Source organism: Phytohabitans sp. LZ39 (assembly GCF_059359075.1).
In genome coordinates this window covers 94,553-118,042 of the sequence record NZ_JCADBM010000029.1, presented here as the reverse complement: position 1 = coordinate 118,042, position 23,490 = coordinate 94,553, and the positions used below count along the sequence as shown (strand labels likewise).

The window sequence follows — 23,490 nt, the reverse complement described above, 5'->3', positions numbered from 1 at the left end:
GAGGCCGCGGGAGCAGCGGTCCGGACCACGACGGACGCCGCGGTAGTTCAAATCTCGGTCTAAGTAGGGGCTCAGGGTCGAAGCCACCCCGACGCCGAAAGGTCTCTAGTCTGTGGCGGTGCGGGGACGGCGGTTGTGGCTGGCGCTGGGCATCCTGCTGCTGCTGGCCAGCGGGAGCGCGGTGCTGGTGCCGGTGGTGCGCGGCGCGACCGGGGGCGAGGACGCGCCGCCGCGGGTGGTGCACGGGTTCGCGTGTGCGCGGGCGGAGCCGGACGACGGCTACTGCGACCGGCTCGCCGACGACTTCGCCCGGCGTGAGCCGCTGTCGGAGAGCCGGCGGGAGGCGGCCGGCCGGCTGGTCGACAAGGTGCGCGAGGCGTACGTCGCCGGCCTCGGTGCCCAGTGTCCGGCCGAGCCGTTCTCCTGTGTCTTCGCCGTGCCGCCCACGGTCGAGGCGCTGCGCGCGGCATTTGTCGCGGCGGGCTTCGTCGAGCCGGCGGTGCGGGTGGCGCGATACACCGATCCGGCGCCGGCTGGTGCGATCGTGTACGGCGTGCGGGCGAGCGTCGGGTGCCTCGTCGGCTGGGTCGACTCCACCAATGGTGCTACGCCGTGGATCGTCGGCACCCTCCATGATGGACGGTGCCTGGCCGCCTAGCCGAGGGTGCCCGCGCCCGCGGGGACCTGGCCGGCGCCGGCGATGACTTTGTCGATGAAGCCGTACACGCGGGCCTCCTCGGCGGTGAACCAGCGGTCGCGGTCGGCGTCCCGCACGATCTGGTCGTAGGTCTGTCCAGTGTGGTGGGCGATCATATCCAGCAGCGACTTCTTCGTGAATACCATCTGCTCGGCCTGGATGGCGATGTCGGCCGCGGTCCCGCCCATGCCGCCGGAGGGCTGGTGCATGATGATGCGCGCGTGCGGCAGGGCGTAGCGCTTGCCGGGTGCGCCGGCGCAGAGCAGAAACTGGCCCATCGAGCCGGCCAGCCCCATGGCCACAGTGGACACGTCGTTGTCGATGAACTGCATGGTGTCGTAGATGGCCATGCCGGCGTACACCGAGCCGCCGGGTGAGTTGATCCACAGGTTGATGTCGCGGGTGGGGTCTTCGGCGGCCAGGAGCAGCAGCTGCGCGCAGATGCGGTTGGCGACCGCGTCGTTTACCTCGCTGCCGAGGAAGATGATGCGCTCCTTGAGCAGCCGGTTGTAGACGGCGTCGTCGAGTGTCTGGTCGGTCATGCGCTCAACCGTAGGTTCGCGGTGGGGCCGGCGGATCGCGCTTTCGCTGTCAGCGCAGGCCTTCTGCCGTCGGCAGAATCCCGGCGTCGCGGACCAGCAGCGCGGCCTGTACGCGGTTGGCGCAGTCGAGCTTGGTGAGCACGCGGCTGACGTAGGTCTTGACGCTCGGCTCGCTCATGCCCAGGCGCCGGCCGATGTCGGCGTTGGAGAGGCCTTCGGCGACCAGGCGGGCCACGTCGGCCTCGCGCGGCGCCAGCGCGGCCAGCCGGGCGGCGGCCGCACGTTGGCGGGCCGCCTCGGCGGGCGCGACGAGGCCGAGCACGAGGCGGGTGACGGCGGGGGAGAGGTACGCCTCGCCGTCGTGGGCGGCCCGCACGGCGCGGATCAGCTCGTCGGGGGTGCAGTTCTTGAGGATGAACCCGGACGCGCCGCCCTGGATCGCGCGCAGCACGTTGGGTTCGGCGCCGAAGGAGGTGAGCACGAGGGTGCGGACGGCGGGTGCGCGGCGACGCAGCTCTTCGGCGGCGGCGAGGCCGTCCAGCAGCGGCATGCGGATGTCGAGCAGGGCCACGTCCGGCTGCTGGCGGACCGCTTCCTCGACGGCGGCGCGGCCGTTGCCCGCCTCGGCGATCACGGCGATGTCGCCGGCCGACTCCAGCACGGTGCGGATGCCGGCGGCGATCAGCGGCTCGTCGTCGGCCACGAGCACGCGGATGCGGGGCGCCCGGGTAAACGTGGAGGGAAGCGGAGCGTTTTCGTGGGGTGCGTTCATGCCACGCCCAGCATCATGGTCGCCGGCAGGACGAGGAACAGCAGCGCCGCCGCGGCGGCCCCCACGAGCAGGGGACGCCGGATCGCCGGTGCGGGCGGCGACTGGAGCGGGAGCGCGGCGCTGAGCTGAAACACTCCGTCGACGGGACCGTGCTGGAGGCGGCCACCGGCCAGCCGTACCCGCTCGGTCAGACCGGGCAGCCCGCGGCCGGCACCCGCGGTGGTGGCCGACCCGGCCGGGCCGGGGTTGGTGAGCATGACCCGAAGCGCGCGCCGCTGCCAGGCGAGCTCGACGGTGACCGGGCGGGACGGCGCGTGCTTGGCGGCGTTGGTGAGGCCCTCCTCGACGACCCGGTAGGCGGCCTCGGGCAGCGGCCGGGCGACGCCGCGCTCGCGTAGCTCCACCGGCACACCGGCCGCGCGGAACTGCGCCACCAGCGCCGCGAGGTCGGGGGTGTCACGGAGGGCGCCGACCACCCCGTACACCTCGTCCATGGCCTCCCGGGCGGTGGCGGCGAGGCGGCGGACGGCGTCGGACTGGGCCGGCGGCAGGGCGGTGACCTCCAGCGCGGCCGCCTGCATGGAGACCAGGCTGAGCCGGCGGCCGACCGAGTCGTGCATGTCCCGCGCGATCCGCAGCCGCTCGCCGAGGCGGGCCTGGTCGGCGAGCGCGGCGGTGAGCCGCTCCTGCTGGGCGAGGTAGCCGCCCACCAGCAGCGGCAGCGCCACGAAGACAAGGTGGAGCACGACGAGCTGGGGGATCGCGCGCGGGTCGGCCGGCCGCACCGCGAGCAGCAGCGCCAGGCCACCGGCGGCGGCCCCGACAGCGGCGACCGCGTCCCGCCGGCCGCCGATCGCCCGTCCGGCCCGGAAGGCGGTCCAGAGCATCAGCAGATACGCCACGCCGGTGACCGCGTTGAGCACGAGTGCCGCGGCGAGGCCGGCCACCGGCAGCCGGTAGGTGAGCAGCGCGGCCGCCGCGAGCAGCAGCCCCAGCCAGGCCAGGCCGGGGTGTCCGGCGGCGAGGATCGCGGTGTCCGCGGCGACGACGGCGGCGGCGAGGAGATGTCGGCCCACGCCCGAAGGGTACGTGCGTCAACCTTCGTCGGCGCATCTCGACGACTTTCGCCGACTGCCGGCCGCCGCCCCGCCACCTAGCGTCGGTGCCGTGATCGAGGTACGGGACCTGGAGAAACGGTACGGACGGACGGTCGTGGTCGACCGGCTGTCGTTCGCGGTGCGGCCGGGCATGGTCACCGGCTTCCTCGGCCCGAACGGCGCCGGGAAGTCCACGACCATGCGGATGATGCTCGACCTGGACCATCCCACCGGCGGGCAGGTACGCATCGACGGCACCCGCTACCGCGACCTGCGCCGGCCGCTGACGAAGGTCGGCGCGCTGCTGGAGGCGAAGTCCACGCACGGCGGGCGGCGGGCCTACCACCACCTGCTGTGGCTGGCGCGGACCAACGGCATACCGGCCTCGCGCGTGCGTGCGGTGCTTTCGCTAGTGGGTCTTGACGCGGTCGCCGGGCGGCGGGCCAAAGCCCTGTCGCTGGGGATGGCGCAGCGGCTGGGCATCGCGGCCGCGCTGCTCGGCGACCCGCCGGTGCTGCTGCTCGACGAGCCGGTCAACGGCCTGGACCCGGAGGGCGTGCGGTGGATCCGCGGCCTGCTGCGCGGGCTGGCGGGCGAGGGGCGCACGGTGTTCGTCTCCAGCCACCTGATGAGCGAGATGGAGGTGACCGCCGACCATCTGGTGGTGATCCATCGGGGTCGGCTGCTGGCCGATACGCCGCTGCCCGAGTTCGTGGCCGCGCACGGCTCGCTGGAGGCGGGTTTCCTTTCCCTGACGGCAGGTGTCCGATGATCTCCTTCGTTTCCGCCGAGCTGACCAAGCTGCGGACGGTGCGTTCGACGCCGTGGACGCTGGCCGCGTTCGTGGTGGTGAGCGCCGGCCTCGCGTACCTGCTGGAGCTGTCGCTGCGCGACGCCGAGCGCCGGGTCAACTACGACCCGCTGTTCGCCACATTTCTGCCGCTGACGATCGGGCAGATGGCGCTGGTGGTGTTCGGCGCGCTCGCGGTCACCGGCGAGTACTCCTCCGGCACCATCCGCGCCTCGCTGGCCGCCGTTCCCGACCGTGCCCGCTTCTACCTGGCCAAGCTGGCCGCCGTCACCGCGGTCGCGGCCGTCGCGTCGGTCGTGACGGTCGCGGCCACGCTGGCCTCGTCGCGGGTGTCGCCCTCCTCGCCCGGTGCTCTGCAAGCGTCCGCCGGCGCGTGCGTCTACCTGACGCTGATGTGCGCGTTCGCGTTCGGGGTGGCGGCGATGGTGCGGCACACCGCGTTGGTGCTCGGCGGGCTGTTGCCGGTGCTGTTCCTCGGCTCGCAGGGCCTCGGCAACATCCCGGTGATCCGCAAGGTGACCCAGTTTCTGCCCGACCAGACCGGCTGGGTGGTCATGCACCTGGCCGGCCCGCAGGACGAGGCCCGCTGGGCCCGCGACTACGGCGCGTGGACCGGGCTAGGGCTCCTGACACTGTGGACGGTCGCCGCGCTGCTCGGCGGCTACCTTGTGCTGCGCCGCCGCGACGCCTAGGAAGCCCCGCGACCACGATGTGCGTCGTGGTCCGGACCGTTGCTCCCGCGGCCTCACCCGTCCGCCGCTGGTCGCGCCGGTGGTAGACGTTTGTCCACAATGTCTGTTCCCGGATCGGCGCTCTGGGAAAACTCCGGGTTTCGTCGCCGCGGGTAACCGCTGCGGTGGTGTGAGCGGCGCGAGATTCGAGATCTAGGAGAGTTGGGGCGCTATTTCAACCCTAGGTCTCCTAGATCTCGAAGTCCCGATCGCTGGGCTGGTGACGCTGCGTCAGGATGGCGCCCGGTAGGGCCTGCGAGGGCCGCCTTCGGGGCTTGTTTCGCGGAGCTGGCAGTGGACGGCCGGGGTTTCGGCGAGCGCTGCGAGCCGCCGGCCGGGAGTGGTGCCCGCGGGAAAGCACCCCAAGAAAACGCTCCGCCGCGCTCCACATTTTCCCCGGGGACCCCGCGCATACGGTCCGCCGCTGACGCGGACATGGGCAAATGCGGGGTGGCCCCTCCAGGGAAGCAGAGCAAATGCATCCCGAGCGCACCCACCCCAGGCCGGGGCCGCAAGGGCCCGGCGCAGCCGCCGGGGTGAGCGTGACCCACGGCGGATGGGTGAGGCCGCGGGAGCGACGGCACGGACCACGACGGGCATCGCGGTAGCTCACATCTTTTGTCCAAGGCCGAAGCAACCCCGGCTCCGAAAGCTCTCCTAGATGCAGTTTCCACAGTGCTGGGTGATCGGTGCGATGTCGCCGGACTCGAGCTGGCCGGTCACCGGGATGGACCGGACGCGTTCGTCGTCTACCGGCAGGGGAGTGACCACCGGCGCCGCGTCCGGGGTCGGCCGGTCGACGGCGACGCAGGCGAGCCGGGCGTTGCGGTCGCGGATGAGGCAGATGGCGGTGAGCTGGCCGAGCTCGCTTTCCAGCTGGGTGTGTGCGGTGCTGGTCAGGTCACTGGTGACGGTGAACTCGGTCCTGCCGGCCAGCACCTTGTAGTCCTTCAGCCCGGTGCCGATACTGTCGTCGATCGGCAGCAGCGCCGTCTGCTGGTAGTAGTGCACGAAGCCGAACTTGGTGCCCGAGGGCGTCAACACGCATGGCCTGGCCCAGCCGCTGAGCACGACCAGTGGCCTCTTGCCGTCGAGTGAGCCGGCGTAGCCGGTGAACGCGCCGGAGGCGCAGGGTGCGGCGTAGTAGACGGTCTCGGCGGCGGCCGCCGGCGTGGAGGGCAGCAGCAGCGCGGCCACCGCGGCGACGGTGAGGAGCAGGCGGCGGGTCATCACTCTTCCTCCGCGGCGGCGGCCGGGCGGGCGGCGGGTTCGGCGGCCCGCAGCGCGCCGAGGGTCAGGCCGAGCTGGAAGCGGTTGTCGACGCCGAGGCGGTCCATCAGGCCGCGCAGGATGTTGGAGACCGAGCGGGTGCTGATGTGCAGCTCGCGGGCGGCGCTGGCGTCGGTGTGTCCGTTGGCCAGCAGCGTGATCAGTGTGTACTCGCGGGGGCTCAGCGCGGTCTGCGGCACTGCCCACTCCCATGGATCACGGGCTGCCTCCCAGTGGCGTTCGAAAAGGCTGACGAGCGCGGACACGACCGGGGCCTGCGCCACCTCGAGGTAGCCGTGTTCGAAGTTGTCGGGGTCGACGGGGAAGAACGCGACCTTGCGGTCGACGACGATGAGCTTCATCGGGACCGTGGCCACCTCGCGGTAGTCCGGTGTGCTTTCGGTGGGACGGCGTCCGTGTGGCAGCAGCGGGTCCGAGCGGGCCGCCTGCACGCCCAGGACCCGCATGTGTACGCCGCGGTTGAGCAGCATGCGGTCCATCGGCACGGCGGCGCGGGCCACCTCGGCGGTGAAGGCCTGCTCCGGGTTCATGGCCAGGTGCTCGTGGGTGGCCACGGCGTTGAGCTCGGCCACCCGGGCCCGGGTGAGGGCGCGGGTGCGCAGGTGTCGCAGCCCTTGGCCGTGGACCAGGTCTTCGACGGCGGTGCGCGGGCCGCCCGGCGGCGGGCTGGGTTTGCTGACCTGGCCGCGGCGCAGCGAGGCGAACACCTGTGCCGGCGGGGTGGCCCGCCAGAGCTGGCCGCGGCGGGTGGAGGCCGGGCCGAACCCGACCGCGTCGATCGCGGCCAGCTCGTCGAGGGCGCTGACCACCCGCCGCCGGGACAGGCCGAGGTCGCGCTCCAGGTCGGTGGCCGTGACCGGCCCGAAGGTCACCAGTGTCCGGTAGACCAGATCGGCGTCGGCGGACCGTCCCCAATGGACAAGGGACGGTATCGGCCGTCCCACGATCACCGCATCTCGCGAACGATGCATTTGCCCCCCTTGATGGGGTCCGGCCTGCCGCCGATGCCCCCGCGCATGCTTCGTAACACGCTGTCACGCGGTTGGACAAGAGCATCGTCCGAGTACACGGAGGGCGATGTGGGGTGCCGGGCGATGTGGGTGCGAAACCTGGCAACGCGGGCATGCGTAATCGCGCAACGGGGCTCCGCCGCCGCGTCGGGATCGACGCCAGTAGATCGGTGGGTGGCCGCGGGGGTCAACGAGAATGCGCATTCCTGTATCGCTTCCGCGCTGACCCGCGCAAGGGGGCGCCGGGGGCCCGACATTCGCCATACAGGCAGGATTCGAGAAGCACGGCTCGGCGCGGCGTCGTAACGTCCCGGTCATGACCATCTCAGTCCGAAGCATGTTTTTGGAAGTTGACGACCACGAGGCCGCGCTGGCCTTCTACCGCGACGCGCTGGGCTTCGAGGTCCGCCTCGACGTCGCCATGGAGGACGCCCGCTGGCTGACCGTCGGGCCGCCGTCCCAGCCCGAGTTCGGCATCGTGCTGACCACCGTCGGCGTCGGGCGCCCGCCCGAGGACGCGCAGGCGCTGCGCGAGCTGCTGGCCAAGGGGTCGCTGTCCGGCCTGCTGCTGTCCACCGACGACCTCGACGCGACGTTCGAGACGGTGCGGGCCAGCGGCGCCGAGGTGATCCAGGAGCCGATGGACATGCCGTACGGTCCGCGGGAGTGCGAGTTTCGTGACCCGGCGGGCAACAGTGTCCGGTTCAGCCAGCCGCCCAAGGAGTAGGCGCCACGCGGGTGTGGGTGCTCCGCGGTGATGAGTGTGGGTGCTCCGCGGTGCTGAGTACGAGAGCTCTGGGCCGCGGAGCCGCCCACGGCGAGCATTTACGCATGACCGCTCCAGTGCCCCGCAAAACCACCACCGCGTTCTTCGTGCAGGCGGGCCTGTCGTTCGGCGTCGCCCTGTTCGCGGCCTGTGTCGCGATCATCTACCTGCCCGTCGGCGTCTGGATCCGCGCGTTTCTCGGCCTCGCCCTGCTGTATGTGGTGACTTCCGCGTTCACGCTGGCCAAGTGCATCCGTGACCACCAGGAGACCACCGAGGTGGTGGGCCGCGTCGACCAGGCCCGCCTGGACAAGCTGCTCACCGAGCACGACCCGTTCAAAGTCCACACGGCGGCCTAGCGCGTTTCCGCGTCCGCTAGTGCGGTGGCCACAAAGGTTGGCCGGTTTCGCCGGCTCGGGTGAGCGTTTGTGGCCACCGCACTAGCTTTGCCGCGGGTGTTCGCGGAGGCGCCGGTAGGCCTCGAAGCCGTCCGGCACCCACTCCCACTCGTCAAGGCGCCGGTGCAGCTCGTCTTCGGTGAGGAAGGCCCACCAGTCGACCTCCTCCGGCTGCGGCCGCACCGGCCCGTCGACCCGCACCTCGTAGACCGCCGACCACCAGGTGTGCGCCGGCGTCTCGTAGAGGAAGCGGAACAGCGGGACCGGCGCCAGCGGCGTGTCGACGCCCAACTCCTCGGCCGCCTCCCGGCGGGCCGCCTCGTCGTAGCTCTCGCCGGCGCTGAGGACCCCGCCGACGAACATGTCATACAGCGACGGGAACACGAGCTTGTGCGCGGTGCGGCGGTGCACGAAGATCCGCCCGTCGGGGTCGCGGGCCAGCACGAACGCGGCCCGATGGCGCAGCCGCCTGGCGTACACCTCCGGCCGCGGCGCCTGCCCCACCACCACGTCGTGCTCGTCGACGATGTCCAGGATCTCGTCCGCCACGCCTTCAGATCCTAATCGCCCGGACCACCGCGGCCACCCGCCGCGGCAGCGGCCCGGCGGGTACGTCGACGAGCGTGAAGCCGAGCTCGCGGTAGGTCTGCTCGTGGACCCGTTCGAAGGCGAGCGAGTCCGCGAAGCTGATCCGCCGGGCCGCGGTCGGCTCGACGAAGCCCTGGTTGCGGACGAACAGGACGGTCCGCGCGTAGAAGTGGCCGGCCCGAGCGACCTCGTCGCGCAGCAGGCTGGTCGGCGGCAGACCGAGGTGGCGGCACAGGGCCAGCGTGCAGACCGGTGAACGGTCGAAGAAGGTCGTGCCGCCGGTCGACCGCGCGCGCCGCCGTTGCAGGGCGACGATCTCGTCGACGAAGCCCGGCTCGCGCCACGGCTCGGGCCGGCCCAGCGCGTGCTGTAGCGCGATGACGTCGGTCGCCGCCTCCTCGACCACGGCGTGGCCGTCCAGCTCGAGCTGGCGCAGGATCGCGGTCTTACCGGAGCCGGGCGTGCCGGTCAGGATGTACGCGGGCATGGTCGCCCCCTCGATGAATTGTGGGAAAGCCGAGAGCGGTGCTCGATCGGCGCGGCGCCACGCACAGGATAGCGGTTTGTCGGGTTGGCGACGGCACCCTTCCGGCGCGGCCGTCTAGATTGTCCGATGGTCCCGGCACCATCTATGCGCTCCCGCCGTGCACGATGCCGGCTGAAGGGTTGGCAATGAATAGCGACGTACGCGTCTACCTGGCCGAGGATGGTGCGGACGCCGAACGGATCGACGCGCTGACCGGTTACCTGCGGCAGGAGCTGCGCCAGCTCGACGTGCGGGACGTGAGCGCGCTGCGCGGGGGTGCGCCGCCGCCGGGCACCCGCGGTTTCGACGTGGCCGCGGTTGGCGCGCTGCTGGTGACGCTCGGCGAATCGGCGGTGGCCCTCAGCGGGGTCGTCACCACGATCAGGGCCTGGCTCGGTCGCGGCGCGGGCACCCGCCGCACGGTGCGGATCGAGATCGGCGGCGACGTGCTGGAGCTGTCCGAGGCGACGGCGAGCGACCAGGACCGGCTGGTCGCGCTGTTCGTGAGCCGGCACACCGGCACCGGCGGCGGGAGTTGACAGTGGACAGCGCCGGCGGCGGGAGTTGACAGTGGACGGCGAGCGCAAGGCGCTGATCGTCGCCAACGACGAGTACGAGCACGACGGCCTTCAACGCCTGTGGTCGGCCGCGGCGGACGCGGCCGCGCTGGCCGGCGTCCTCGGCGACCCGCAGATCGGCGGCTTCACCGTCGAGGTGGCGCGCAACCGCCCGGCCCACGACGTCGGCGTCCAGATCGAGGACCTGTTTTCCGAAAGCCGCCCCGACGACGTGCTGCTGCTGCACTTCTCCTGCCACGGGCTGAAGGACGAGTCCGGTGAGCTGTACTTCGCCACCCGCAACACCCGCCCCAACCGGCTCGGGTCGACCGCGATATCGGCGGCGTTCGTGCAGCGGTGCATGCGGGCCAGCCGCTCACGGAGCATCGTGCTGCTGCTGGACTGCTGCTACGGCGGTGCGTTCAGCCAGGGCGTCACGGTGCGCGCGTCCGGAGACGTCAACCTGCTGGACAGCTTTCCGGTGGGCCGGCTGGGCGGCGGGCGCGGCCGCGCGGTGATCACCGCGTCCAGCTCGATCGAGTACGCCTTCGAGGGCGACCAACTCGCCGACGCGCACGGCCCGAGCCCGTCCGTGTTCACCGCGGCGCTGGTCGAGGGCCTCGCGACCGGCAACGCGGACCGCGACGAGGACGGCTGGGTCTCCCTCAACGAGCTCTACGACTACGTCTTCGACAAGGTGCGCGAACGAAACCCGCACCAGACACCGAGCCGCGACGTCGAGATGCAGGGCGAGCTGTACCTGGCCCGCAGCCGCCGCCGGCGCATCCGGCCGATGGAGGTGCCACCCGACCTGCGGGCGGCGATGGTGGACACGAACATGTTCACCCGACTCGGCGCCGTCACCGAGCTGCGGTCGCGCCTGACCGGCGACAACCTCCAGGCCGCGGCCGGCGCGTTCGCCGCCTTGACCGAGATCGCCGGCACCGACATCCGCTACGTCGCCGAGGCCGCCCAGGCCGGCTTGCACGAGGCGGCCATCCAGCCGGATCCGCCCGCACTCCACTTCGGACCGTCCACACCGGACGCCGAGCGGGAGCACCGCACGCTGCGCCTGCTGGGGCCTCCGGTCGCCCGCGCCTGCACGCCTGACGCGTCCGACACGTGGATCCGGGTCGTGGAGACAGCGGACGGCTTCGACGTGTCGGTCGCGACGCCCCGGGCCGGCTCGCTGACCGGTCACATCACGTTCAGGGGGCCGACCGGCGAAGTCACCGTCCAGGTCGAGGTGGAGGCGGCGCCCGCGCCCGTCGCCGCGGAGCCGCAGGCGCCGGCGCCCGTCGCCGCGCAGCCGGTGGTGCCGGAGCCCGTCGCGGCGGAGCCGCAGTCGCCGACGGCGATGCCCGCGAATGTCGAACCAGAGCCGGCCACCCTCGAAGTGCCACCCGCACCCGTCGCGGCGGCGACGCAGGATCTGCGAGGGCTTCGTGACGAACCTGAAACCACCGCCGCCGCGCCGAAGCCCACCCCGACAGAGCCGCCGCCCGCCGCCGAGCCGCCGTCCGCCGCCGAGCCGCCGTCCGCCGCCGAGCCGCCGCCTGTCGCGGGGGAGCCGACCGCCGTCGCGGCAGAACCGACACCCGTCGCGGCCGAGCCGGCCCGCACCCCGGCTGATCCGGCCGTTACCGCGGCCGCGCCGACCCCCGTCGTGGCGGAGCCGACCCCCGTCGCGGGGGAGCCGACCCCCGCGCCGGCCGATCCGGCCGTCACGCCGGCCGCGCCGACCGCCGTCGTGGCCGAGCCACCGCCTACCGCGCCGGTGCGGCCAAAACCCCACGCGGCACCGACACCGTCGCGGAATCGACCGCCGGGCTGGCGGGCCGACCTGGTCCGGTCCGGCCGATTTCGGGCCGCCGTCGCCGGCGTCGCCGTGCTCGTCGTGTCGCTCGCGACCTTCCTGATCGTCTACGACGGCGAGCAGGCGGCCGATGAGGGCAGCGGCGGCGCCGCGGCGCCGAGCATCCGCACCGTCGCGTTCGCTCCCGACGGCAAGATGCTCGCGACCGGCAGCGACGACGGCTTCATCCGACTGTGGAATCCTCACACAGGTAAGCCCATCGGTGGCGGAGACCTGAACGCCGCGTCCGCCGGACTCACCAGCGTCGCGTTCAGCCCGGACGGCAATCTCCTGGCCAGCGCCAGCAACACCGCCCATACCATCCGGCTGTGGGACGTCGCCGAGAAGGATCTTGTCGGCGAGCCCTTGACCGGCCACAGCGGGTGGGTCTCCAGCCTCGCCTTCAGCCCGCTGGGCGAGACGCTCGCCAGCGGCAGCAGCGACGGCACGGTACGCATCTGGAATGTCGGCACGAAGAAGCCGATCGAGCCCAGCCCAGCCGCGGCGGCGCCGTCCCCGTCGGGCAGTGCCACCTCCGTCACCAGCGTCGCCTTCAGCCCTGACGGGAAGGTGCTTGTCAGCGGCGGCACCGACGAGGCCGTGCGGCGCTGGAACCCCGCGACCGGCGCATCGATCGGTAACCCCTTCAAATCCCGCGACATGGGATCCGTCGGGCAGGTGGGATTCAGCCCGGACGGCAAATGGCTCGTGGCCACCAGCAACAGCCGCAGGCTACAGCTGTTCTACCCGGCCACCGGCGACACCCTCATCCCGGCCGCGGACAACAGCTACGGGATCCAAGCCTTCGCCTTCAGCCCGGACGGCAAGTACTTCGCGGGCGCCTTCGAGAGCTCCGGCATGGTGCGCCTGTGGAATCCCGAGAGCTGGGACGAGATCGGCCCACCCCTCACCGGCCACCGAGGAGAGATCACCAGCCTCGCGTTCAGCCCGGACAGCAAGCTCCTGGCCGTCGGCACAGGAAACAACACCGTGCGCCTGTGGAACTCCACCACCGGCACGCTCGTCCGCGACATCCCAGGCTCCATCACCCCGTCGGCGACCCCTTCCTGAGAAGGCTTTTCCCGGATCCGCGTCAGCTGTAGACCGCCGCTCCCGCCGGAGACCGCTGCGGCCGGCGGCTCGCGGAGCGAGCCGAGATCCCCGACCTCCGCTGCCATGCCCGCGCCGCAAGCCCTCACCCCTGCCCAAGAGGGCAGCCCTCTTGGGCGTGAATTCCCGGCAGGGATCCCCGTATACCCGCCCAGACGGTGACCGGGCTGCCCTCTCGAGGGCAGGGGTGGGCGGGGTGAGCGGGACCGGCGGCGGACGGGTGAGGCCGCGGGAGCAGCGGTCTGGACCACGACGGACGTCGCGGTAGCTCGCATGTGTCTTGGAATGGATCGTCTAGGTGGGCGCGGGGGTCGCGGCGCGGGTGTCGGCGGTGACCGGGTGGCGCAGGCCCGGGTGGTCCGGTGGCAGCGAGCGGCGGATCACCCACCAGCTCACCGCGAGGCAGGCGGCGACCAGCGGCCAGGTCAGCGCCGCCCGGGCCACACCCAGCGCGGCGACCTGGTCGGCGGCGTAGAGCGGGAGGAAGACGGCCAGGCGCACGGCGTACTGGAGGACCCAGATCCAGCTGGCCCGGCCGTAGGCGCGCAGCAGGTCGGGGTCACGCCGCCAGCGGGTGCGCTGACGCAGCACCGCGCCGACGATGAGGCCGAGCAGGGGCCAGCGCAGCACGATGCTGAGGGTCCAGGCGAGGGCGCTGGCCGCGTTCGAGACGAGCTGGATCAGGAAGAAGTCGGCGGCGCGGCCGGTGCGGACGGCGATCAGCGCGGCCAGGCAGACGGCCAGCAGGCCGACGAGGGCGGCGCCGGGCTTGGCGCCGCGGGACAGCCGCCACCCGGCCACGGCCGCGCCGGCCGCTAGTGCGGCGATCACGCCGCCCCACAGTGACTGGCCGGTCGCGAGCCAGCCGGCGACGAACGCGAGCGGTGGCACCGTCGCGTCCACCGCTCCGCGCCGCCCGCCCAGCAGGTCGGCCAGCGACTCCTCCCTCACGTTAGGGAAGCCTAACTTAGCGGGGTGTCGCCGTCACGTCAGCGGCGCTTGTGCCAGTGCAGCGGGCCCGGGTGCAGTGACCACAGCAGGCGTCGCCACCAGGAGCGGCGGGCGCGCAGGTCCGCCGCGTACGCCACCGCCTGCGCGCCGGCCCGGCGGGCCTGGGCCTCGTCCGTGGCGAACGGTGCGAACGTCGCGTGGTTGACCAGCTCGGCCAGCTCCTCGATCGGTGGTGCGGCCTGCCGGAGGCGGGGGTTGGCGCGCCGACCCTCGGCCGCCACCTGGGCGTGCGCGGCCACCTCGGTCGCGTCGAGGTGCGGGCCGGCGGGCCGGCCGGCCAGGCGCAGCGCGTCGCTGACCTCCAGCCAGGCGCCGGCCACCCGCTGGGCCGGCGGGCCGTGCTCCAGCCGCCGGCGCCGCAGGCCGCGCCGCATGGTCAGGAGCACCGCGGCGGTGCCGCCGATCAGCAGCACCAGCAGGGTGCTCAGCCCGCCGGCCACGACCGCGCCGGTGAGCTGCCCCTTCGTGCCGCCCGGCGGGGCGGCCGCCGCGGCGGAGGCGCTGGGGGCGGCGGAGGCGGTGGGTGCCTCGGTGGGTGGCTCGCTCGGCGGCTCGGTGGGCGGCTTGAAGTCTTCCTCGACCGGGCGCGGCTCGGTGTCCGGCTTGGGCATCGGGTCGAACGGCACCCAACCCACGCCCTCGAACAGCACCTCCGGCCAGGCCAGCGCGTCCGCGCCGCGTACCGGTCCGGTGCCGGTGGCGGACTGGAAGCCGACGACCACCCGGGTCGGCAGGCCCATCAGCCGGCCGAGCAGCGCGTAGGCGGCGGCGAACTGCTCCGAGGTGCCCTCCTGCCCGCCGCCGCCGCGCGGGCCGAACAGGAAGAAGCCAAGGTTGGGGTAGGCGTGGCCGCTCGGCGCGTCGGCGACCACCCGGTAGTGCGTGGCCAGGAACTCCTCGATCGCCACCGCCCGCTGGTAGGGCGCGCCGTTTTCGTCGGCGATCTGGTCGGCCAGCCGCTGGATCTGCTCCGGCACGCCGTCGCCGACCCGCAGCACGCGGGCCACCGCCGCGCCGGAGGGCACGTCGGCGGCCGACAGCAGGCCGAGGTCGGGCTGCTCGCGGGTGGAGGTGACCGAGTAGGCCAGCCCGGACCGCAGCCCTTCCGGGCGGATGAGCGTGCCGCTGCCCGGGTCGTAGGCGACGCGGGCCCCGTCGATCGCGGTGGGCGTGGCCACGGTGGGCAGCAGCCGCCCGGTGAGGTCGGCGATCGTCACCCGCTGCCGCACGGTGTCTACTGTGGAGTCCGGTGCGACGGCCGGGGAGGGCAGCACCCGCCCGGCGGTGCGGTAGGTGGCGCCGACCCGCCAGGTGATGCCGTCGTAGTCGTTGAGCACCGCCAGCCGCAGCCGCACCGGCCCGCCCGGCTGGGCGTCGACGTCGAGCAGGTGCTGGTCGGGGTTGAGCGCCCAGCCCGAGATGCGGATCAGCGGGTTTTCGTCGAGGCTGTCGACCTGCGGCGGCTGCACGTACTTGCGCGGGTCGACCGGCCGCGTGCTGACCTGGTCGGCGACGAACGGGCCCACCACCGCGGCGAGCACGACGATCGCGGCCAGGCCCGCGGCGGCGCCGGCGGCCACCCGTACCCGCATGGCGGCCCGGACCGGCGCGGCGATGCCGTCGCCGGCCGCGGTCGGTGGTCGGCCGGTGATCGCCAGCCCGGCCGCCGCCGCGGCCGCGAACGCCAGCGTGGGCAGCACGGCGGCCTCGGCATTGGGGCCCACCACGTAGAGGGCGCCGGCGTAGAGCGCGGCCGGCGGCAGGTAGCCCAGCAGCACCCGGCCGGAGCGCACCGCGACCTCGGTGGCGGCGAGCCCGGCCAGCCACGCCCCGACCACCGGCACCAGCACGGTGTCGGGGGTGGGCTCGACCGGGATCATGGCGGTGAGCAGGCGGGGGATGCCGTTGCGGGCGGCGTCGGTGGCCACGTCGGCCAGCCCGCCGGGCAGGTCGGCGCGCTGCGCGGCCAGCCGCAGCGCGACGAGCGTGTAGACGGCCATGGCGGCCACCGACACCGGCGCGACAAGCCACGACGGCAGCCGCCGGGCCGCGGCGCTCACCCCGACCGAGCCGACCGCCGCGCCGACGACGAGCTGGGGCAGCAGCGGGCCGGCGTAGATCCGCGCCAGCGCCGCGCCACTCAACCCGATCAAAATCATGAGCACGACGGGTACCGGCGTCGCCTTCGCGATTTTCTTCACCACCGCTGGACGCCTTCCCACTCGGCGGCGAACTCGGCTCCGTCCTTGGCGTCGAGCACCACCATGCCGTCGACGGCGGCCGGGGTCGGGCCGTGCGAGCCGAACATGCCGACCACCACCGCCGGGAACGGGCCGCGCAGCGCGCCGACGAGGCCCAGGTCGGCGCCGCCGCCGGGGCCGGTGAGGAAGATCAGCGTGTCGCCGAGGCGCTGCTGGCGCAGGCGGGTGGTGGCCGCTCGCAGGTCGCCGTCGCGGTGCAGGTGTGCCTCGGCGAGCCGGTCGAGGAAGTTGGCGGTGCCGCCGCCGCCGGATACCAGCTGGAGGGTTACCGGCACGTCTTCGCGCACGGCCGCGGCCAGCACCGAGGCGGCCGCCTCGCACGCCGACTCGAAGGTCTCGTCGACGCTCTCCCGCGGGTGCGCCGAGGCGCGGTCGTCGAGCAGCACGACGAGCTGGGGGAGTGAGGTGTCGAGGTCTTCGCGCACCATCAGCTCGCCGACCCTGGCGCTGGTGCGCCAGTGCACGCGGCGCAGCTCGTCGCCGACCACGTACTCGCGCAACGAGTCGAACGTGATCGTGCCGTGTGGCACCCGGTCGAGCCGGCCGTCGAGGCTGCGCGCCACCCCGGCCGGTATCGCGGTGAGGTGGTGGATGCGCGGGTGTACCCACACGTTGGTGGTGTCGCCGTGGGCGCGGGCCAGCGAGACAAGGCCGAGCGCGTCGCGTCGGGTGACCCGCAGCGGGCCGACCGGGAGGACGCCGCGGCGCTGGGTCGGCACCGGGTAGCTGACCGTGGTGTCGTGGCCGGGACGCAGGCGCAGCAGCGGCACGGGCACCGGCTTGGCGCCGCACCGGTCTTCGGCGATCAGGCTGGCCGAGGCGAGCCGGCCGGTGTTGCGCACGGTCAGCGTCATCGTGGCCGGGTCGCCGCGGGCCACCCGCTCTGGGTCGGCGACGCGTTTGACCGAGAGCCCGGGGCGCCACGCCGCGTGGGCGAACGCGCAGCCGATCGCGATCGCCGCCGCGCTGCCCAGCAGGGTGAGCTCCGGGTAGCCGAACCAGAAGCCGGCCGCCAGCAGCACGCCCGCGCTGGCGAGCAGGCCGGCGCCGCGTGCGGTGAGCCTCATCCCGCCGGGTGGCGCCCGGGAGGCGTGCCGTACGTGCCGGGCGGGTTGGCGCCGCTCTGGTACGCGGCGCCGTTGGGGTGGGCCGTGCCGTTTTGGTGGGTCGTGCCGTTGGGATAGGCGGTGCCGTTTTGGTGGGTCGTGCCGTTGGGGTAGGCGGTGCCGTTTTGGTGTGCCGCGGGCGGCGGTTGCTGCGCGCCGTTGGGCAGTGGGACGGGCACCTGCTCCATCGCGTCGTTGAGCACGTCGGCGGGGGTGACCCCGCGCAGCTGGGCGTCGGAGGTGAGCAGCACCCGGTGCGCGAAGACCGGCTCCAGCAGCGTCTTCATGTCTTCGGGCAGCACGAAGCCGCGCCCCTCGATCAGCGCATAGGCGCACGCCGCCCGGGTCAGCGCGATCACGCCACGGGGGCTCACGCCGACCCGCACCTGCGGGTGGTTGCGGGTGGCCGCCGCCAGCCGCACCGCGTACGCGTACAGCGGGTCGGCGATGTGGACCCGCTGCGCCATCGCGACCATCTGGCCGATCATGTTGGTGTCGGCGATCGCCTCCAGGGCCTCCGGCGAACGCATCGTCGCGCCGCGCAGCACCTCGATCTCCACCGCCTCGCTCGGGTAGCCGACCGAGAGCTTGACCAGGAACCGGTCGAGCTGCGCCTCCGGCAGCCGGTAGGTGCCGTCCATCTCGACCGGGTTTTGCGTGGCGACCACCAGGAACGGTCGGGGCACCGGGTGCCGCACGCCGTCGACCGTGACGGTGCGTTCCTCCATGACCTCCAGCAGCGCGGACTGGGTCTTGGGGGAGGCGCGGTTGATCTCGTCGGCGATCACCACGTTGGCGAAGACCGGCCCGGGGTGGAACTCGAAGCCCCGGGTGGCCTGGTTGAAGATGGTCACGCCGGACACGTCGGAGGGCAGCAGGTCGGGCGTGAACTGGATGCGCCGCCACTGCCCCCGGATCGTGGCGGCCATCGCGCGGGCGAGCGTGGTCTTGCCGACGCCGGGCACGTCTTCGAGCAGCACGTGCCCCTGAGCGAACAGCGCGGTCAGCGCCAGCCGCACCACCTGCGGCTTGCCGAGCACGACCGAGCCGATGTTGTCGGCCAGCCGCGCGGCCAGCTGGGCGAAGCCCTGCACGTGCTGCGGGGTGAGCCCTTCCGGTGGGCTCGTCGCGTGGGTGTGGTTGACGGTCGCGGTCATCAGCACCCCGGCAGCGGATCGAGCTTGTTGGGTGCGTCCATGTGGACGTTGAACCAGGCGAACGACATGTACCGCTCCGCGCCACCCCACTTGATCTTGATCCAGTAGCTGGTGTGGTCGGTCTTGCCCGGGTTGTAGACGTAGTCGTTGACCGACTGGCCGGTGGTGTAGCAGACCGCTTCGATCTTCTGCCCGTTGCTGGCCCGGCCGACCTGGCTGCTGTTGAGCGAGGTGCTGGTGAACACGCCCATCCCGTTGTCCGGGTTGTTGCACCAGGTGTGCTGGCCCGGGTCGGTACTGGCGGTGTTGTTGACACACACCGAGGTGCCGACGACCGCCGGTGTGGCGCGGCTGCCGGTGTCGGTGGCGCTGCCGGCCGCGTTGGTCACGGTGACCGTGAAGTCGTACGCCGTGCTCGGCGTCAACCCGCCGACCGTGATCGAGTCGCAGCCACCGGCCTGAGTCTTGGCACCGACCTTGAGGCTGCACGTCACGTTGCCGCCACCGTTTTCGACGGCGAAGTTGACCGTCACGGACGTGTACTCGGCCGAGCTGCCGGTCACGGTCACCGACGGCTTGGCCACCGTGCGGCCGGTCGCGGTCGCCTCCGGACCCTCGCCGGCCTCGTTGACCGCGCGGACCTTGACCGTGACGTTGGCGCCCTCACCGAGCCCGGTGATGTCGGTGGCGGTGCCGGTGACCTCGGTGCGCTTGCCGTCCGCCTCCACCACGTACTTGGTGATCGGGCGCCCGTTTTCCGGCGGCGCGGCCCACACCGCGTGGAGCGTGCCGGCCTGGCCCTTGACCGTGGTGACGTCGAGCGTCGGCGGCCGGTCCGGCACCGCGAACGGCACCACGCTGTTGCTGACCGGGGACGCCTTCGACGCGCCGCCGCGCTCGTTGACCGAGACGACCTGGAAGGCGTACTGGTTGCCGTACTCCAGCTCGCCGGCCGGCACGACAAGCTCGGTCGAGGTCGACTCGCCGGCCGGTGCGGCGGCACCCGCGGCGACCGCGGTCACCGTGTACTTGCGGATGTCGACGCCCTGCCCGTTGGCCGCCGGCCACTTCACCACGACCGTGCCGTCCGGCTTGGCCTCGGCGGTCACGCTCGCCGGCGGGTCGGGCACCTCGGAGGTCGGCACGACCGGGTTGCTCTGCTTCTTGGGGCCGTTGCCCTTGGCGTTGACCGCGTACACCGAGAAGCGGTACTCCTGCCCGTTGACCAGGCCGGTGATCCGCACCGAACGCTGGTCGGCACCCACCTCGATGCTCTTGCCGTCGCCCTCCACCACGTACTTGGTGATGGCGGCGCCGTTGGGGCTGGCCGCCCGCCAGCCGACCGTCACCTCGGTGTTGCCGCCGGTCGCGATGACCTGGCGCGGCGCGCCTGGCTTGCCCACCGGCGGGTCCTTCTTCACCGGCGGCGGGGGAGGCGGCGGCGGGTCGCCACCGAGCACGTCGTTGGCGTACTTGTCGACCGTGCGTACCTGGCCCTTGTCGTCGACCACGGTCGCGTTTTGCGAGTTGGGCGCGTTGATGAACAGGTAGTTTTCCCGGACCTCCAGCTCCAGCGGCCCGTTCGCGCCCTTGATCTCGATCTTGTCGAGCAGCTGCCCGTTGGCGTCGAACACGTACACCGTGCCGGTCGAGGTGTCCGCGGCGTAGAAACGGTTGGCCCAGGCCACCGCCGGCTCCAGCGTGGCGCCGTCGCCGGGCACCGTGAAGTCGTGCACCTTGTCCGGGTCGACCACCCACACGTGGCGGGCGTCCGGCACCGTCACCGGCACCCGCGGCCCGTTGGTACGCGGCGGCAGCGAACCCACCCCGTCCATGGTCAGCGGGGTGGCCAGCTTTTCCTCGCCCTTGACCGTGGTCAGCGTCTTGGTGGTGCGGTTGAGCACCGCCACGCCGTCGTCCAGCGTGGAGATCGTCAGGTCGTGGCTGGGGTCGGCCACGTCGACGGTGCGCACGATCGCCGGACTGTGGCCACCGCCGGTGCCGCCGGACGCGGCCGGCGCGTCGGGCAACGGCGCCGCTGTCACCGCGGACACCGTGCCCTCGCTGGGCACGGCCACCCACAGGTTGCCACCGCCGTCGAACGAGCCACCGGTGATGCCCGGCGGGTAGTGCACCTCTTCGCCGATCGGCACCAGCGAGCGCGGGTCGAGCTGGCGCACCACACCCTGCACCGCGTCGACCACGAACGCCTTGTCGTCTTGCAAGGCCACGCTCACACCCACCCCGGCGACCGTCTTGGTCGTCGCGGTCACCTGGAGCGTGGCCAAATCGAGGGAGCTGACCTGGCCGGTGTTGAGGTCGCGCAGGATCAGGAAACGGTCGGTCTGCGACACCTGCATGCGGTGCCCCTGGCCGCGCGGGATCTGGAGCCGGGTGTCGACCCGGCCGGTCACACCGTTGACCCGGGCCATCTCGCTGCGCAGCGAGCTCCACAGCCACGAGCTGGCGTCGTAGCTGGCCACCGCGTGGTCAGCCGCGCCCAGACCCAGGATCGTCAGGCCCATCGCCGCGACGAGCCCCAGCACGGTGGCGATCGTGACGATGCCGCCGCGCTTGAGTTTCTTTCTCTGCACCGGGCTCGCGCCCGCGACCTCCGCTATGCCGTTGCCTGTGGTGACCACAGTCGGCCGCCCTCCCCACCCCGTGAACGCGGGCCGGCGTCCTCCCGCGCTGCTCGTCGTTGCGTTCCTCCCCGAATGCCGCGTGCCATCATAGGGCGTGCGTTGGGTAGGCGGGAACCCGCTGTGGATACGTCCCACCAAGGCTGTGGATAACCCCACTGACCGTGGTATCAGCCCAGGTCGCGCCAGCTGCGAGTGATCTTCACGATTGTGGATTAACCCGGGGTCGGCGTATTACGCTCCGTACACACCTGGCCCGACGCAGCGTATTCGTCGGTGCTGTAGACAGCGAGAACCGTGAAACAGTAGCCCAACCGCGGGTTCAACCCGTTGATCGTCGCGCTGGTCTCACCCGGATTGATCGTCGCCATCGCCTTGTGCTGCCGGCCCGCCTGCGCGCCGGCCACGATGAACGGCACCGTCCCCTCCGTCGGGTCCTTCCAGGTCACCGTGATCGCGTTGCCGTCCACCCGCACCTTCAGGTCGGTCGGCGGCTCACCGGCCAACCGCGGCCCGGTGCTGACCGCCGCCGGCGGCGGCGTGTCGCCGTCACCCCCACCACCGGTGAAGACCACCTGGATCGCCACGAACCCCGCAGCCAGGACAGCCGCGGCCGCCGCGATGATCGCCGCCACGGTCGCCCCGCGCACCTTCCGCGGCTGCCGGCTCACGTGGTACGTCGGCTCGGACTCCACCCGGTATGCCGGCGGCGGCGGTGTGTAGACCGGCGCGGGCGGCGTTGGAGGCGCGGCTGGCACCGCGGGGGCCGGCCGCGCCGGTGGTGTGTTCGGCAGCGCGAACGCCGCCGACGAGGGGAACTGCATCGGCGGCGGCGCCGGCGGCTCCTCCGACGGGATCGTCAGCTCCACCGACGGCGGCGCCTCACCCAGATACTCCCGCGCCGCCCGCACCGTCCAGTGGTCGTCGCCGAACACCGTCGGCCCCAGCGTCGCCACCCGCCCGAACGCCCGCCGCGCCTCGTGCCGGTTACCCAGCTCCTCGGCAACCCCACCCAGGTCGAACGAGATCGACAACATCAGCGGATGCCCATCGCCCAGATGCAGCTGACCCGCCGCGTAAGCCTCCTCCAGCACCCGCCGCGCCGCCATCGGATCACCCGCCTCCCGATGCAGGCCGGCCAGCACCTGCCCGGTCGCGATCACATCCGGGCTGTCCTCACCGAGCGCGGCCTTGGCGCCCTCCAGGGTCTGGTCGAGCATCACCCGAGCACCGGCGAGATCACCCGCGTCACGCAGCGCACGGGCGTTCTGCTGGGCGGTAGCGAGCGGAGACGGCTGGGACACGCCCGTCATGCTGCCTGGCGGCCGGCGCGTCGCGCCACCCGGGTCGGGTTTCGGCTACGGGAGGGCGGCGGTGACGTCGAGCTCGATCAGCTGGCCGGTGAAGCCCAGCTGGGCCACACCCAGCAGCGTGCTGGCCGTCGTGAACGCCGCAGCCAGCGGCGAAGCCTGAAACCGGGCCCACACCCGCGACAGCACCGCCTGCTCCCCACTGACCACGTAGATCACCGTCCGCACCACCTGCTCCGGCCCGGCGCCCGCGGCCGCTAGCGCGGCCATCGTGTTCGCCGCCACCTGGTCGACCTGCGCGTCGAAGTCCCCCAACCCCACCAGCACCCCGTCCGCCCCGAGCGGACACTGACCCGCGAGGTAGGCGGTACGCCCCGCCGACACCACCGTGACGTGGTGATAACCGGGAGTAACGTGCAACACGTCCGGGTTGATCCGGGTGATCGACATGGCCCCCAGTGTGGCTACCCAACCACCGCCCCGCCGCCGGTTTTCCACCCAGCGCGCCCGCCGTGCAAACCCCCACCCACGCCGTGTACAGTGATCCCCCGTGCGGCCCTCGGGTGGCGATAGGACGGTGCGCCCGTTCCGACGCCACCGGTAGAGTGGACGCACAAGTCCGGGTGGCGGAATGGCAGACGCGCTAGCTTGAGGTGCTAGTGCCCGTATAGGGCGTGGGGGTTCAAGTCCCCCCTCGGACACGACCCGAACCCCAACGGTGCGTGGCAAGATCGATATCTGCCCGCACCGTTTGTGTTTCTGCTAGGTAGGTCAGGCGTAGCCCGAGGCTGCGGTAGACCTCCAGCTTGTGTTCCGGCTGGGCCTCTCGGAGCGCGGTGACGAGGTCGCCGAGTTCGTCGAGGATGGCGACGATTTTTTCCTCGGTGAGGCGGCCAATGTCGGTTGCAATGTTGGTGGTGGTTGCCGATGGCTGGCGTTCCTTGGCGCGTTGGCGTTCGGCCTGAGTTTCGGCGATCCAGCCGGCCACCACCGCGGGGTCTGCGCCCGCGTCGAGCGCGACCCGGTAGCGGGCCAGCTTCGCATCACACTCGGCCACCGTCGGTCCCTCCGGCGTCGGCGGACCAGTAGTCGCTGTGCCCGCGGTGGCTTGGTCGAGGATCTTGGCGATCGTGTGACGGCGCTGCAAGGGTCCGAACTCGTACAACACGGTACGACCGCACCGTAGCCTGGACCTGCGGCCGCCGCGCCCGGCTTCCGGGGTGGCTGGTCGAGCCGGGCGCCGTCGAGTCGTC

At 72.6% G+C, this 23,490-nt stretch carries 19 protein-coding genes, 1 tRNA gene and 3 pseudogenes; 8 read left to right on the top strand and 15 right to left on the bottom strand.

Features of this window, described 5'->3' with window-relative positions; translation table 11 throughout:
* Positions 1-118: 118 nt before the first annotated feature.
* Positions 119-658 carry a DUF6993 domain-containing protein gene (locus AC5L36_RS39500; protein ID WP_441223808.1) on the top strand — a complete coding sequence of 180 codons (540 nt, stop codon included), beginning with the start codon at positions 119-121 and terminating at the stop codon, positions 656-658.
* Here AC5L36_RS39500 and AC5L36_RS39495 read toward each other — a convergent pair.
* The 3 genes from AC5L36_RS39495 to AC5L36_RS39485 are packed head-to-tail and all read right to left on the bottom strand — an operon-like array spanning position 655 to position 3,087.
* Complete coding sequence (locus tag AC5L36_RS39495) at positions 655-1,239, bottom strand: ATP-dependent Clp protease proteolytic subunit (protein ID WP_441223807.1); 585 nt, start codon at positions 1,237-1,239, stop codon at positions 655-657. The genes AC5L36_RS39500 and AC5L36_RS39495 overlap by 4 nt on opposite strands.
* Positions 1,240-1,288: 49 nt before the next feature.
* The gene (locus tag AC5L36_RS39490) at positions 1,289-2,011 is read right to left on the bottom strand and encodes a response regulator transcription factor (protein ID WP_441223806.1); all 723 of its coding nucleotides are present in this window, start codon (positions 2,009-2,011) and stop codon (positions 1,289-1,291) included.
* Positions 2,008-3,087, bottom strand: coding sequence for a sensor histidine kinase (locus AC5L36_RS39485; RefSeq protein WP_441223805.1), 1,080 nt, complete (start codon positions 3,085-3,087; stop codon positions 2,008-2,010). The genes AC5L36_RS39490 and AC5L36_RS39485 overlap by 4 nt, the downstream gene beginning before the upstream one ends.
* A gap of 91 nt (positions 3,088-3,178) precedes the next feature.
* Here AC5L36_RS39485 and AC5L36_RS39480 point away from each other — a divergent pair.
* Positions 3,179-3,823 (top strand): annotated as a pseudogene (locus AC5L36_RS39480) (ABC transporter ATP-binding protein); the annotation flags it as partial.
* 53 nt (positions 3,824-3,876) lie between these two features.
* Positions 3,877-4,611 (top strand): ABC transporter permease, encoded by a 735-nt coding sequence (locus AC5L36_RS39475; protein WP_441223804.1) that lies wholly within the window; start codon positions 3,877-3,879, stop codon positions 4,609-4,611.
* A gap of 696 nt (positions 4,612-5,307) precedes the next feature.
* Here AC5L36_RS39475 and AC5L36_RS39470 read toward each other — a convergent pair.
* A complete protein-coding gene (locus AC5L36_RS39470) occupies positions 5,308-5,880 on the bottom strand; it encodes a hypothetical protein (protein ID WP_441223803.1) in 573 nt (190 codons plus the stop codon).
* A complete protein-coding gene (locus AC5L36_RS39465; RefSeq protein WP_441223802.1) occupies positions 5,880-6,911 on the bottom strand; it encodes a LuxR C-terminal-related transcriptional regulator in 1,032 nt (343 codons plus the stop codon). Before AC5L36_RS39465 ends, AC5L36_RS39470 begins: the two co-directional genes overlap by 1 nt.
* A 355-nt stretch (positions 6,912-7,266) precedes the next feature.
* Here AC5L36_RS39465 and AC5L36_RS39460 point away from each other — a divergent pair, with 355 nt between their 5' ends.
* Both AC5L36_RS39460 and AC5L36_RS39455 read left to right on the top strand, forming a co-directional pair.
* Positions 7,267-7,677 carry a VOC family protein gene (locus AC5L36_RS39460; protein ID WP_441223801.1) on the top strand — a complete coding sequence of 137 codons (411 nt, stop codon included), beginning with the start codon at positions 7,267-7,269 and terminating at the stop codon, positions 7,675-7,677.
* Positions 7,678-7,781: 104 nt separating this feature from the next.
* Positions 7,782-8,075: a YiaA/YiaB family inner membrane protein gene (locus tag AC5L36_RS39455; protein WP_441223800.1), complete on the top strand. Its 294-nt coding sequence runs from the start codon at positions 7,782-7,784 to the stop codon at positions 8,073-8,075.
* Positions 8,076-8,156: 81 nt separating this feature from the next.
* Here the strand turns inward: AC5L36_RS39455 and AC5L36_RS39450 are convergent, their stop codons facing one another.
* Positions 8,157-8,663, bottom strand: a complete 507-nt coding sequence (locus tag AC5L36_RS39450; RefSeq protein WP_441223799.1) for an NUDIX hydrolase — start codon at positions 8,661-8,663, stop codon at positions 8,157-8,159.
* Positions 8,664-8,667: 4 nt separating this feature from the next.
* Positions 8,668-9,189 (bottom strand): AAA family ATPase, encoded by a 522-nt coding sequence (locus AC5L36_RS39445; protein ID WP_441223798.1) that lies wholly within the window; start codon positions 9,187-9,189, stop codon positions 8,668-8,670.
* Positions 9,190-9,374: 185 nt separating this feature from the next.
* Here AC5L36_RS39445 and AC5L36_RS39440 point away from each other — a divergent pair, with 185 nt between their 5' ends.
* Both AC5L36_RS39440 and AC5L36_RS39435 read left to right on the top strand, forming a co-directional pair.
* The gene (locus AC5L36_RS39440; protein ID WP_441223797.1) at positions 9,375-9,767 is read left to right on the top strand and encodes an effector-associated constant component EACC1; all 393 of its coding nucleotides are present in this window, start codon (positions 9,375-9,377) and stop codon (positions 9,765-9,767) included.
* A gap of 31 nt (positions 9,768-9,798) precedes the next feature.
* Positions 9,799-12,711, top strand: a complete 2,913-nt coding sequence (locus AC5L36_RS39435; RefSeq protein WP_441223796.1) for a caspase, EACC1-associated type — start codon at positions 9,799-9,801, stop codon at positions 12,709-12,711.
* Positions 12,712-13,044: 333 nt separating this feature from the next.
* Here the strand turns inward: AC5L36_RS39435 and AC5L36_RS39430 are convergent, their stop codons facing one another.
* The 7 genes and pseudogenes from AC5L36_RS39430 to AC5L36_RS39400 all read right to left on the bottom strand — a co-directional run bounded on the left by AC5L36_RS39430 (position 13,045) and on the right by AC5L36_RS39400 (position 22,687).
* Entirely contained in the window at positions 13,045-13,701 is a 657-nt protein-coding gene (locus AC5L36_RS39430) for a DUF3159 domain-containing protein (protein ID WP_441223795.1), read from the bottom strand.
* A gap of 38 nt (positions 13,702-13,739) precedes the next feature.
* A pseudogene (locus tag AC5L36_RS39425) lies at positions 13,740-16,011 on the bottom strand (transglutaminaseTgpA domain-containing protein); the annotation flags it as partial.
* Positions 15,959-17,089, bottom strand: a complete 1,131-nt coding sequence (locus tag AC5L36_RS39420; protein WP_441223794.1) for a DUF58 domain-containing protein — start codon at positions 17,087-17,089, stop codon at positions 15,959-15,961. The gene AC5L36_RS39420 and the pseudogene AC5L36_RS39425, both read right to left, overlap by 53 nt.
* 194 nt (positions 17,090-17,283) lie before the next feature.
* Positions 17,284-18,285 (bottom strand): annotated as a pseudogene (locus AC5L36_RS39415) (AAA family ATPase); the annotation flags it as partial.
* Positions 18,285-20,879, bottom strand: coding sequence for a fibronectin type III domain-containing protein (locus tag AC5L36_RS39410; RefSeq protein ID WP_441223825.1), 2,595 nt, complete (start codon positions 20,877-20,879; stop codon positions 18,285-18,287). The gene AC5L36_RS39410 and the pseudogene AC5L36_RS39415, both read right to left, overlap by 1 nt.
* A gap of 263 nt (positions 20,880-21,142) precedes the next feature.
* Positions 21,143-22,231: a fibronectin type III domain-containing protein gene (locus tag AC5L36_RS39405; RefSeq protein ID WP_441223793.1), complete on the bottom strand. Its 1,089-nt coding sequence runs from the start codon at positions 22,229-22,231 to the stop codon at positions 21,143-21,145.
* Positions 22,232-22,285: 54 nt separating this feature from the next.
* Positions 22,286-22,687, bottom strand: a complete 402-nt coding sequence (locus tag AC5L36_RS39400; protein WP_441223792.1) for a RidA family protein — start codon at positions 22,685-22,687, stop codon at positions 22,286-22,288.
* Between the two features lie 167 nt (positions 22,688-22,854).
* Here AC5L36_RS39400 and AC5L36_RS39395 point away from each other — a divergent pair.
* Positions 22,855-22,938, top strand: a tRNA-Leu gene (locus tag AC5L36_RS39395).
* Here AC5L36_RS39395 and AC5L36_RS39390 read toward each other — a convergent pair.
* On the bottom strand, positions 22,920-23,405 hold the full coding sequence (locus tag AC5L36_RS39390; RefSeq protein WP_441223791.1) for a hypothetical protein: 486 nt from the start codon (positions 23,403-23,405) through the stop codon (positions 22,920-22,922). The genes AC5L36_RS39395 and AC5L36_RS39390 overlap by 19 nt on opposite strands.
* Positions 23,406-23,490 lie beyond the last annotated feature (85 nt).